Annotated in this window: 12 protein-coding genes; 11 read left to right on the top strand and 1 reads right to left on the bottom strand. The window is 45.7% G+C overall.

Going from position 1 to position 12563, the window contains the following annotated elements:
- Positions 1-6 precede the first annotated feature (6 nt).
- Genes LKD36_RS00315 through LKD36_RS00305 form a run of 3 tightly spaced genes read left to right on the top strand, consistent with a single transcriptional unit; the run spans position 7 to position 2495 of the window.
- Positions 7-549: an RNA polymerase sigma factor gene (locus LKD36_RS00315; RefSeq protein ID WP_118769142.1), complete on the top strand. Its 543-nt coding sequence runs from the start codon at positions 7-9 to the stop codon at positions 547-549.
- Positions 546-1523, top strand: coding sequence for an immunoglobulin-like domain-containing protein (locus LKD36_RS00310; RefSeq protein WP_118769143.1), 978 nt, complete (start codon positions 546-548; stop codon positions 1521-1523). Before LKD36_RS00315 ends, LKD36_RS00310 begins: the two co-directional genes overlap by 4 nt.
- Before the next feature lie 12 nt (positions 1524-1535).
- Positions 1536-2495: a DUF4349 domain-containing protein gene (locus LKD36_RS00305; RefSeq protein WP_118769144.1), complete on the top strand. Its 960-nt coding sequence runs from the start codon at positions 1536-1538 to the stop codon at positions 2493-2495.
- Positions 2496-2542: 47 nt separating this feature from the next.
- Here LKD36_RS00305 and LKD36_RS00300 read toward each other — a convergent pair whose 3' ends face one another.
- Entirely contained in the window at positions 2543-4432 is a 1890-nt protein-coding gene (locus tag LKD36_RS00300) for a PfkB family carbohydrate kinase (RefSeq protein WP_118769145.1), read from the bottom strand.
- Between the two features lie 188 nt (positions 4433-4620).
- Between LKD36_RS00300 and LKD36_RS00295 the strand changes: the two genes are divergently transcribed.
- The 8 genes from LKD36_RS00295 (at position 4621) to LKD36_RS00260 (ending at position 12558) form a co-directional block, all read left to right on the top strand.
- Positions 4621-5517, top strand: coding sequence for a ribokinase (locus LKD36_RS00295; protein ID WP_118769146.1), 897 nt, complete (start codon positions 4621-4623; stop codon positions 5515-5517).
- 84 nt (positions 5518-5601) lie between these two features.
- Positions 5602-6669: a substrate-binding domain-containing protein gene (locus tag LKD36_RS00290; protein ID WP_308458224.1), complete on the top strand. Its 1068-nt coding sequence runs from the start codon at positions 5602-5604 to the stop codon at positions 6667-6669.
- Between the two features lie 162 nt (positions 6670-6831).
- Positions 6832-8337, top strand: a complete 1506-nt coding sequence (locus LKD36_RS00285) for a sugar ABC transporter ATP-binding protein (protein WP_118769147.1) — start codon at positions 6832-6834, stop codon at positions 8335-8337.
- Positions 8334-9344 (top strand): ABC transporter permease, encoded by a 1011-nt coding sequence (locus LKD36_RS00280; protein ID WP_118769148.1) that lies wholly within the window; start codon positions 8334-8336, stop codon positions 9342-9344. The genes LKD36_RS00285 and LKD36_RS00280 overlap by 4 nt, the downstream gene beginning before the upstream one ends.
- Before the next feature lie 14 nt (positions 9345-9358).
- A complete protein-coding gene (locus LKD36_RS00275; protein ID WP_118769149.1) occupies positions 9359-10357 on the top strand; it encodes an ABC transporter permease in 999 nt (332 codons plus the stop codon).
- Between the two features lie 40 nt (positions 10358-10397).
- Positions 10398-10862 (top strand): ureidoglycolate lyase, encoded by a 465-nt coding sequence (locus LKD36_RS00270; RefSeq protein ID WP_308458223.1) that lies wholly within the window; start codon positions 10398-10400, stop codon positions 10860-10862.
- A 37-nt stretch (positions 10863-10899) separates the two neighbouring features.
- Positions 10900-11892, top strand: a complete 993-nt coding sequence (locus tag LKD36_RS00265) for a dihydroxyacetone kinase subunit DhaK (protein WP_118769151.1) — start codon at positions 10900-10902, stop codon at positions 11890-11892.
- Positions 11893-11919: 27 nt separating this feature from the next.
- Positions 11920-12558, top strand: coding sequence for a dihydroxyacetone kinase subunit L (locus LKD36_RS00260; RefSeq protein WP_118769152.1), 639 nt, complete (start codon positions 11920-11922; stop codon positions 12556-12558).
- Positions 12559-12563 lie beyond the last annotated feature (5 nt).

Below are 12563 nucleotides of genomic sequence, written 5' to 3'. Positions count from 1 at the left end.
TACGACATGTTTTTCTTTCTGACACTTCTGGATGATCCGGAAGAACAACAGAAATTTACAGAGATTTATTATCAATACCGGCATTTTCTGTGGTATGTGGCAAATCAGAAACTTCAGGACGCTCATCTGGCGGAAGACGCGGTACAGGAGGCTTTTCTGGCACTGACCAGACATATGGACAAAATAGAGGATGTTCACAGTGACCGTGCCCGGAACTTTCTGGCGACCATCGTGCGCAGCAAGGCAGTGGATATTTTGCGAAAAAAAGTGCCGGAGGCGGAGCTGCCGGAAGAATATGGTGAACTCAAAGTCGGAGGTGACATGCTGGATCACTATCTGACAAAAGAGAACTATCACAGACTGGTAGCCTGTGTGCTGGAGTTGGATGATACATACCGTACCGTATTTGAGTACAAATTTATGTACCAGATGTCAGATGCGGAGATTGCCGATGTGATGGGAATTTCTGCGAAAAACGTGAATATCCGATACTTCAGGGCAAGGAAAAAGCTGCAGGAAATGATCAGAAAGGAGGTGCAGGGAGCTTGAAAAAGCAGGACGAGGAAACCGTGGGAAATAAAGACAGAGACAGGCTTCTTGCACGGGTACTGGAAGAATGTCTTGATGAGGATTTAAGCTTTGTACCTCCGGAACGGGAAATCGCAAGAAGCCATACTTTTTCAGAATCGTTTGAAGAAAAGATGGATCAGCTGTTAAATGACGGGGAAGAGGCGGTGCGAAAAGAAAAAGAAAGGGAGATCCGCAGACATTTCTCACCGCGGTATGGACAGATGGCAGCAACAGTACTGATTTTTCTGGTGGCAGGATTCCTGGTTTGGAACGTAAAAGATCTGTTTCATCCGGAAATTGCTTCGGAAAGTGTGAAAACGGAAACCGCTATGGATACCTCTACTTATGACGATGCCGTGTTAGAAGAGAGTGCAGCAGAGGATATCGAAGAGGCAATGGCGACAGCAGACAGTGCAGATGCAGGGACGCAGAAAGAAGCAGCAGATGCCGCACCGGGGAGCCTGACAGCGGAGGAAGAAGAGTGGGAGAAGGGCGAGGTTAATGATCCGTCACAGGAAGGAATTTCTTACTGCGGCAACATGATTTATCCTGCAGTACAGCAGGAAGTGCCGGAACTTCTGGAGACGCTGACAACGCTGGTGAATTGCCCGGTGCAGGATGAGGACAACACGATGATAGTTCTGGCTATCGGAAATACCGGAGAAGAGGCAGTACGGTATCTGGACGGCTATGATCTGGAGGTTCGTGTCGGCAGCACATGGTATGTGATTCCACATAAACAGTACCGGCAGCGGGAGTGGAAGATGCTGGAAGCTAAGATGGCTGTGAATCTGGAAATTGACCTGACGGATTATGACATTGATTATGGTGCACAGGAGTATCGGCTCATTGCCTATGTGGACGGACAGCAGATCAGTGCAGAATTTACCTTTGAAGATGTGTTTGCACAGAAAATGGAAGAACAGGAGGCATCGGAAGCCTCCGGACAGTAAAGGAGGGATTATATGAAGAAGAGAGTATTGGCGTTCTTACTGGCAGGAATGATGGTATTAGCGGCAGGCTGTGGCAGCAAGTCCATGATGATGACGAAAAATGCGGTTTCGGAAAGCAGTGCTGCCATGGACACGGCTTATGCGGGAAGTCAGTATGAAGAAGATTTGTCCGAAGATGCCTATGAAGAAACGGCCATGGACAGTGGAAGTGGCATTACCTCAGAGAATGGACTGGAGCCTACGGTCGAGAACGGACGGAAACTGATCAGGACCATTTATCTGTCCTTACAGACTACAGAATTTGATTCTGTATTAAGTGATTTAAGCGCAAAAACCACAGAACTGGGAGGCTATATTGAAAATTCCTCGATCAGCGGAAACAGTTACTATCATCAGAGTACCCGGTATGCAAGCTATACCATCCGGATCCCGTCAGAGCAGCTGGATCAGTTTGTGGATATCGTGAGTGAACTTGGAAATGTAACCCAGAAAAATGAATCTGTAGAGGATGTAACTCTCCAGTATGTGGATGTGGAAAGTCGTAAGAAAGCACTGGAGACAGAGCAGGAGCGTCTTCTGGAACTTCTTGCGCAGGCAGAAAATATGGAAGATCTGCTGGCCATTGAGAGCAAGCTCTCTGATGTGCGGTATGAACTGGAAAATTACGGAAGTCAGCTTCGGCTGTTGGATAACCAGATTGACTACAGTACGGTTAATGTGGATGTGGACGAAGTGGAACGGGTCACCGATACCGGCGAAAAGAGCTTCTTCGGTGAGATCAAAGACCGGTTTGGCAACAGTCTTTATACAGTAGGCAGAGATATACGGGGATTTGTTATCGTAGTACTTGGTTCCCTGCCAATCCTCATAGTCTGGGCGGTGATCATTGTGATTGCAGTATTGATAGTGAAGAAGATCCGAAAAGGACGAAAAAAGAAGAAAGAAGAGAAGAAAGCAGAAAAAACAGAATAGATATCTAAAGGGACTGTTGTGAAGCAACAGTCCCTTTTTGCATAAAATTAATTGTGTAAAAGATCGGGCTCTTTTTTCCTGATAAAGGATTCCAGAGTGTTTTTGTCGATCATAGACAGTGCAACACCTTCTCTGGAAATACAGAAACCTGCAGCATACATGGAGATCCGAATGGCTGCTTCCAGTTCATAGCCGCTCTGAAGATAGACAGCCAGAGCGGAGATGAACGCGTCGCCGGCTCCAGTGTTGTCCACGGAGATAAAACTGCAGGGAATATCAAAATGCTTTTCAGCCTCCCGGGTTTTCAGTGTGCATCCATATTCACCCATGGTGACGATGACGATGGACACGCCTGCGTCCAGAAAGTACTGTGTACGTTCCTCAAAGTCATTTCCGGGTGCCAGGGTCTTCATCTCATTCTGGTTGGGAACGATAATATCGGTGTATTTTAACAGTTCCGGTTCCAGAGAAATACGAGAGGAGGGTTTCAGAATCACGGGAATTCCTCTTTCATGCGCAATTTTGGCGGCTGCAATCAGTGGTGGAGACGGAACCTCAGTCTGCAACAGACAGCAGCAACAGTTATCAAAAATTTTTTCGTTCTCAGTCACATGATGAGCTTCCAACAGATCATTGGCTCCGGTCAGAATAGAGATTGTTGAGTCGCCATCCGGCTGTACAAAGATGAAGGCGCGGCCAGTAGGAGTGTCAGAAAAACGGAGTAGCTTGTCAGTCATGATATCATGTTCTTCCAATGAAGTGAAAATCAGGTCAGAATCAAGATCTGTTCCAATTGCTCCCAGCACACTGGCTTCCGCACCAAGGCGGGATACGCCGATGGCCATATTGACTGCCTTGCCACCCGGGTAGAGAGCGAGGGTGGACGCGGTACTGGTCATTCCGGAGATAGGCAGCTGATTGACGGTCAGATAATTGTCAATATTAATACTGCCGATGACGGTCATATGTTTTTTCTGTAACGGCCTTGGAGGACAGACGGAAACTTTATTTTTCAGCTGGCATCTCAACTTAAAATCATCAGGTTCCACATTCTGTTCCAGAAGTGCGATTAGATTCCGGACCAGATGCTGTCCGAAAGAATAATAAGGTATGTCAATGGAAGAAATCTGTGGAATCAGGGCTGTCTCGGTCCGATCATCTTTGGTGGTGATCATGGAGAGATCACGGGGGATCCGATAATGACGGCGTGTAAGAATGTCGTACAGTTTTACCGCATCCAGGCAGTCAGGAACAAAGATGGCGGAAATAAAACCCGATGCGATTCGGGTCAGCAGCAGTTCGTCAATCTGATGGAACAGGAAGGATTCTTGAAATGACAGATTGGCATTAAAGAGCGCTTCTTTATATCCTTTAAAGAAAGAATCACTGTAGAAAGAGGAGGCAGAAAGAAAAGCAATCTTTTTGTGACCAGTCCGAATAAAGCTTTCCGCAGCCGTATATCCGATGCGGCTGAAATCAACATCGTCTGTCTTGAAGAAATTACTGGCAGATGGAAGAAACAGGCAGGGGATATTATGGCAACGAAGTTTTTTCTTGAGTTTGGGGCTGACAGATTCCGTCGCCTGCCACAGTACGGCATCGATATTATTTTTGCAGAAAGCTGCAATGGCATTCTCTTCTTCTGCCTGATCTCCATATGTTTTGAAGGTGATGACCTGATATCCCTGCGCCTGTGCGGCATCGAGAATGCCGTCAATCATTTTCAGGGCGTTGGATGAGGAAAAGATCACTCCAAGAAGAAATGACTTGGTGTCACCCGTGGCAGAGCCGGCATACGGAACATAGTTAAACTGTTTTGCTGTCTGAAGAACACGCTCTCTGGTCTCAGCACTGATGCTGGAATCTTTATTATTCATTACTTTTGAAACAGTCGATACAGATACACCGGCCAGTTGTGCAATTTCCTTAATCGTCATAAAAATACCCCTGATCTGTTATATGATACATTTTTCACATAAAAATAATTATATCCGAATTTGTCGATAATGCAAGGTGCAAAAATAAAATTAAATATATTGACAATCATTGTGCAAAGTGATATATTCAATTTAACGAAAATGTTTTAGGAAAATTTTTTTCCTGACATTATTTACGAGGTATGAAAATGAAAGTGCTTTGTTTTGGATCATTGAATATAGATTATACATATAAGGTTGAGCATTTTGTGAAAAAGGGCGAAACACTTTCTTCTGACGGACTGGGTGTATATGGAGGAGGAAAAGGACTGAATCAGTCCGTAGCTCTGGCCAAAGCCGGTACGGAAGTTTATCATGCAGGTGCCATTGGACAGGATGGAATGTTTCTGCTGGACATGCTGAAAGATGCAGGCGTTCATACAGAATATGTGAAGGTTCTTGATGAAGTGAGAACCGGAAATGCCATAATACAGAATGATAAGAGCGGTGATAACTGCATTCTTCTCTATGGAGGAGCCAATCAGGCAATTACAAGAGAACAGGTAGACGAAGTAATGGCACACTTTGAAAAAGGTGATTACATCGTACTGCAGAATGAGATTAATGAACTTGCTTACATTATGGAGAAGGCACATGAAAAAGGACTTGTGACCGTGCTGAATCCGTCACCTATGAATGAAAAGATTTCCACACTTCCGCTGGACACAGTGAATTACTTCTTATTAAATGAAGTAGAGGCATCTCAGATTCTTGGAAAAGAAACGACCGGAGATGAGACCTGGGAAGTGATCGCAGGACAGCTTCTGGAAAGGTTTCCGCATGCATCCATTGTGTTGACCATGGGAAGTGAGGGTTCTGTATTTAAGAATCATGAAGAAACAGTAATTCAGCCGATTTACAAAGTACAGGCAGTGGATACCACAGCAGCCGGTGATACCTTTACCGGATACTTCATCGGAGGAATTTTAAGCGGACTTTCCGCAAAAGAAGCAATGGATCAGGCAGCGAAAGCTTCTGCGATTGCAGTTACAAGACGAGGCGCAGCCCCGTCCATACCGGTACTTTCAGAAGTGCAGGCTTATTGAAAAGGTGTCAGGCACCTGTGTTCTCCTTAGGGAGGGAGATGACCGGGTGCTCTATATAATAACAATGAAAGGATGGTTTGACACATGAAAAGAAAAAGTTTATTAGCACTGGGAATGGTAGTTGCCATGACAGCAACGATGATGGCAGGATGCGGAAGCAGTTCTTCTGATTCCAGCACAGCAGCAAGTGACAGCACCGAGGCAGCTGATACCGCAGATACTTCTGCAGATGCAGCAGCAGAAGAATCCAAAGGTGGAGATTACAAGATTGCCGTTGTTCCGAAGATGACCAACATCGGATGGTTCCAGCGTATGGAGGAAGGCGTTAACGATTACAACAAAGAGAACGGAACAGATTATGTATACCGTGGATCAGCAGAAGGTGCTGACCAGGCTGGTATCGTAGAGCAGATGCTTGCTGAGGATTGGGATGCAATCTGTGTAGTACCGTTTGACTCCGAGTCTCTTGCACCGGTACTTGAGAAAGCACGTGAGCAGGGTATCGTAGTTATCACTCATGAGGCATCTTCCATGGATCCGAAATACTTCGATTATGATATCGAGGCATTCGTAAATGCTGATTATGGTACACACTTCGCTGAGGCTATTTCTGATATTACCGGAGGAGAAGGAACTTACATCCAGTTCGTTGGAGACCTGAACAGTGTTTCCCACAACGAGTGGTGTGACGCAGCTGACGAGTATTTCGCAGCTAATACCAATATGAAGAAACTTGGCCGTTATGAGACCGGTGATGATACTACTTCTTCCTACAACCAGACCAAAGAGCTTCTGCAGGCTAACCCGGATATCACTGCAATCGAAGGTTCTGCATCTACTGACGTAGTTGGTGCAGCACAGGCAGTTGATGAACTTGGTCTGACCGGTAAAGTAGCAGTTGTTGGTACTTCTATGACTTCTATCGCTCGTAACTATGTAGAAAAAGACGTTATCAATACATTCTCCGTATGGGATCCGGCAAAAGCTGGACAGGCTATGATCGAGCTTGCTATTGATGTCCTTGATAACGGTGAAGCTCCGGATGCTCTGAATGTAGAAGGATATGAGAGTCTGACCGCAGATGGAACTGTTCTCTACGGAAATGCACGTGTTGATGTTACCAAAGATAACATGGACGAGTACGATTTCTAAAATGCAATACAAAGGTAGCGGCAGTTACATATGAATGAATGATGTAGCCAGAGCCCCTGTGGCAGCAGTGCCGCAAGGGCTCTGATACGTAAAATGGAATATTTACGTAATAAATTATGGTTTTGAGAAAAGATAAGATAGCAGAAAGAGGGGAGCCGGAGCATGTCTGAGGAAGTTTTCCTTAAATTGGAAGGCGTGAAAAAGTCATTTGGCGGTGTTCACGCATTAAAAGGTGTTGACCTTGAAATCAGAAAGGGTGAGATTCACTGTCTGGCCGGAGAAAATGGCTGTGGTAAGTCTACACTGATTAAAGCAATATCCGGTGTACATCACCCGGATGAAGGTTCCATCTGGATTGATGGAGAAAAAGTCGAAAATATGAAACCCATGGATGCAATTAACAGAGGAATCCAAGTTATCTACCAGGATTTTGCTGTATTTCCTAATCTGACAGTTGCAGAAAACATTGCATTGAATGGGGAACTGAAAAATAAATCAAAATTTGTAAACTGGAAACAGATTCATGAAGTGGCAGCAAAAGCCATGGAACAGGTTGGAGCAGATATTGATCCTGATATTAAACTGGAGCGTCTGTCTGTTGCAAACAAACAGATGGTAGCTATCTGCCGTGCGATTATCAATGATGCAAAACTTCTGATTCTGGATGAGCCGACCACAGCACTGACCGCAAGAGAGGTAGACAAGTTGTGGGATATTGTGCGTGCCCTGAAAGAAAAAGGAATTGCCATTATGATTGTAAACCATAAACTGGATGAGATTTACCGCATTGCAGACCGTTTGACGATTCTTAGAAACGGTACTTACATCTCCAGCGGTGATATTTCAGAATATGACCAGGCACGGTTTACGAAAGATATGACTGGCCGCGATATTGTGGAGACCAAATATACACCGGAAGAGAGTGGAGAGGAAGTATTAAGAGTGGAGCATCTGAGCCGTAAAGGCGCATTTGAGGATGTGTCCTTTACCCTTCATAAAGGAGATGTACTCGGTATCACGGGACTTTTGGGAAGTGGCCGTGGTGAAATTGGAGAAGCTCTGTTCGGAATTGCACCTGCAGAATCCGGTAAGATTTTCCTGAATGGAAAAGAAATTGAGATTAAGAGCGTCAAGGATGCTATGACAAATGAGATCGGTTATGTACCGGAAGATCGTCTGACTCAGGGACTTTTTATGGAGAAATCTATTCAGGACAATGTGATCGCAGCATCTATCCGTAAATATATGAAGGGCGGAAAGCTGGACGAGAAGGAGATGGAGGATACTACTAATCACTGGATTAAGGAGATTGAAATCAAGGCTCCGTCACCGAAACCTGCAGTCCGTACACTTTCCGGCGGTAATGCACAGAAGGTCGTTATTGCAAAATGGCTGAATACCAATCCGAAGCTCTTCATTCTGGACGGTCCGACCGTTGGTGTGGATATCGGAGCAAAAGCGGAAATTCATGAAATTCTTCATGGACTGGCAAAGAAAGGTGTTGGAATCATTATTATTTCCGACGATCTGCCGGAGCTGGTTCAGAATTGTAATAAAATCGTGGTAATGCGTGACGGAAAACTTTCCGGCAGCATGGATAATTCCATTGATGAGAGAACTCTTGGAAATATTCTGGTCGGTGCCACGAAAGGAGGAGCAAAAGAATGAGAAGGAAACGGGATTGGAAATTAGCCATAACCAGTACTCCGATGATTCTGATCTACGTTATGGTTGTATTCTGTATCGTGGCGGCAATCCGTCAGCCGGCATTTATCAGTCCGGCAACGCTGATTAACCTTTGCCGTGCCGGTATTTTTACCATGTGTTTTGCAATCTGTGAGATGATCGTCATCATTTCCGGAGGAATCGATGTATCTTTCCCCGCAGTCGGATGTGTGGCTATGTATGTGCCGCTGTATCTTTATAACAATGACATGGGGCCCGACAATGCGTTGTTTTTCTTCGGACTGGCAATGCTGATCGGACTAGTCTTCGGTATTCTGAACGGAGTGCTGGTATCTTACCTGAAACTTCCGCCGCTGATTGCAACGCTGGCTACCAGCAGTGTGGCTTCCGGAGGACTGATCATGCTTCTTGGTACCAGAGAGTTCACAACTCTTCCGTCTTCTCTGGAAGCTGTCTACAGCGTGAATTTACTGACTTATGTGGATCCGAACACCGGATTTAACTATCCGTTGACTGCACTGTTCCTGGTTCCGGTTATTCTGTGTATTGTAGTGGCACTGGTAATGAAATATACCATGCTGGGACGAGGAATCTATGCGATTGGTGGCGACAGTAATGCTGCAAGAATTGCAGGCTTTAATGTAAGAAAACTTCAGTTTATCGCATACATTTTCTGTGGTGTTATGGCAAGTGCAACTGCCATGATCTACACAACGCTGATGCACTCCAGTACGACTACCGCTCTGATGGGAGAAGAGATGATCATCATCGCTGCATGTGTTGTAGGAGGATGTCGTCTGACCGGCGGACACGGAAGTGTAGGAGGAACCATCCTCGGTGTGCTTCTGATCACGCTGGTACAGAACAACCTGAACATGCTGGGTGTTCCGACCTGCTGGCAGACATTCGCAGTAGGCCTGGTACTGCTTCTTGGTGCAGTTCTTTCTTCTGTACAGGCAAAACGTATCGAAAAAATGGGTAAGGTTTAAGGAGGTGTACGGATATGAAAAACAAAGCTTTACATAAAACGGCGCCGGACACCCATATTCTGACCATAGTTGGACTGATGGTGCTGGCCCTGATCCTGATGGCAATTCTTCAGCCGGGTAACTATTTTACATTGAAAAATGCAAAATCCATGATTTTCCAGTTCCCGGAATATGGTATTCTTGCGTTTGGTATGATGGTGTGCATGATCGCCGGCGGTATTGATCTGTCCCTGGTAGGAATTATGAACTTTACCGGTGTACTGGCAGCCATGATTGTTACCAAAATGACAGAAGGCGGCGAAGGCATGGCAATTTCGGCAATTCTGGTTGCAATTGTAACAGCGCTTGTAGTAGGTGGCGCCTGTGGTGCTTTCAACGGATTTATCATCGGATATTTCAATATTCCGGCCATGCTGGTAACGCTCTGCGGACTGCAGCTTTACACCGGTCTTGCTTATGGAATTACCGGAGGTCCGGCAATCAACGGTATGTGTGATGCTTTCAAAAATATTGCAAACGGCACAGTTGCCGGAATTCCGTATGTACTGTTTATCTACATCATTGTAGTGGCAGTGGTAGCATTTGTTATGAGAAGTACTGTCTTCGGTAATGAGATCTATTTCCTGGGAAGTAATGCGAAAGCATCCAGATACAGCGGAATCAATACTTTACGCGTAACCATTATGACACATATGTTCAGCGGTATTCTGGGCGGCGTATCCGGAATCCTGATTACCAGCCATTTGAACAGTGCGAAGAGTTCTAATGGTTCTACCTATACACTTCTGACTCTGTTGATCGTCGTTCTTGGTGGAATCCATCCGGATGGTGGAAAAGGACGTGTAACAGGCGTGGCACTGGCTACGATCCTTCTGCAGATGATTGCCAACGCATTTGGTCTGTTGCATATGGATGACAACGCAAAGACATTTGTAAACGGATGCCTGCTTGTAGCAGCGCTTCTGCTGGATGTATATCTGGACAAACGGGCAGCAAAGAAAAAAGCGGCTTAGCTTATATCAAATCTAAATGAAGAAAGGTGTGTGCTGCATCATGAAAACAATCAAAGTGAAAAAACTGACAAAAGAGGCATTTGCCCCGTACGGCGAGGTACTTACCATTGAAGGACGCGAGGCAGGAGGAAATCCGGCATCCCATCTCTGGTATCCGCAGGTAGTAGTGATTGACAATCCGACTTCCATCAACCTGATGAAAGTCATCCCGCATGAGTTTGTGCTGAAAGATTTTGAGGCACATGACCATACGACAGAGAACCTTCTGGCTATGGATGGTGACCTGATTGTGGGTATGGCTCCGGCAGGAGACCTCAAGGCAGAGAATGTGGAAGCTTTCTACATTCCGGCAGGATTCGGAATCTCCCTGAAACCGTCTGTATGGCATGCAGTGCCGTTTGCAGTTGGAAAAGAAGTCATGAGCGCATGTATCTTTAAAAATAATACCAGTCATGATGATATCTATTTCGCTTCCATCCCGGAAGAACTTGGATTGACAATGTAGAGTAATTGACAACAATAAAAGCAGGAGGCTTATAAAAATGAAAAAGATTATCAATGCACCGGAAAACTATACTGACGATATGCTGAAAGGTATCTACGCAGCACATCCGGATCAGGTAAAGTATGTTGAAGGCGATCTTCGCTGCTACTGTACCGCAAATAAAAAAGATGGCAAGGTTGCCATTATCACCGGAGGAGGAACCGGACATCTTCCACTGTTCCTTGGTTATGTAGGGGATGGTCTTCTTGATGGCTGCGGAGTTGGTGGTGTGTTCCAGAGCCCGTCCGCTGAGCAGATCTATAATGTCAGCAAAGAAGTAGAAGCCGGCGCAGGTATCCTGTATCTGTACGGCAATTACACCGGAGATATCATGAACTTTGACATGGCTGCCGAGATGTGCGAAATGGATGACATCGAGACCAGAAGCATCGTTGGCGCAGATGATGTCAACAGTAACGCAAATCCGGATACCCGCCGTGGCGTTGCAGGAATCTTCTTTATGTACAAATGCGCAGGAGCAAAAGCAGCAGAGATGGGAACCCTTGATGAGGTTCTGGCTGCAGCGCAGAAAGCAAAAGATAATACAAGAACTGTTGGCTTTGCACTGACTCCGTGTATTATTCCGGAGGTTGGACATTCCAACTTCACTCTTGGAGAAAATGAGATGGCTATGGGTATGGGTATCCATGGTGAGCCGGGCGTGTGGAACGGACCGATCAAGACTGCAGATGAGCTGGCAGAAGAGAGCATGAAGACTCTGCTTGATGATATGCCGGTAAAAGAAGGCGAAGAAATCTGCGTTCTGGTTAACGGACTTGGCGCTACCAGTATTGAAGAGCTTTATATTCTGTCCGGAAGTGTTCGTAAGATTCTGGATGAGAAGGGAATCAAGACCTATCGTACATTCGTCGGCGAATATGCAACCAGTATGGAGATGGCAGGAGCTTCCATCAGTATCTGCAAAGTAGATGATGAGATGAAGAAATGGATTGATATGCCAGTGAAGACTCCGTTCTACACTCAGGCTTAAGACCGAATTTGAGGAGGATTTTTGATCATGGAGAAATTTACAACAGAGCAGCTGCCGGAATTGTTTGCCGGAGTTGCATCAATGTTTGCTGAAAAAAAAGAAGAACTTTGTGATATGGATGCCAAGATGGGAGATGGTGATCTTGGACTTACCATGGACAAAGGTTATGGAGCACTTCCTCAGCTGATTAAAGAGAACACCGAGCCGGGAGACATTGGCAAGACTTTGATGAAGGCTGGCATGAAGATGGCAGGCCTGGTACCTAGTACCATGGGAACTCTGATGAGCAGCGGCGTGATGGAAGGCGGAAAAGCACTGAAAGGAAAGACAGAGTTTGGTGCAGAAGAGCTTTCGGTATATCTGACCGCATTTGCAGCAGGTATTAAGAAGAGAGGCAAATGTGAGCTGGGTGACAGAACCATTCTGGATTCTGTAGATGCAGGTGCAAAGAGTGCAGCAGAGGCAGCAGCAGTCGGAAAGACAATGGAAGAAGTGATTGAGGCAGCGTGCCAGGGAGCAGCTGCAGGTGTGGAAGCAACCAAAGACATGGTTCCGAAATTTGGTAAAGCTGCAGTATTTGCAGCGAAAGCAGCAGGTGTTGCAGATCAGGGAGCAGTTGCAGGAATGTACATGATCCAGGGTCTGAAACGTGGAATTTGCGGTTAATCAAA

This window comes from Hominiventricola filiformis, from assembly GCF_020686965.1.
Classification (GTDB): Bacteria; Bacillota; Clostridia; order Lachnospirales; family Lachnospiraceae; genus Hominiventricola; species Hominiventricola filiformis.
This window is presented reverse-complemented; position numbering and strand designations above follow the sequence as displayed.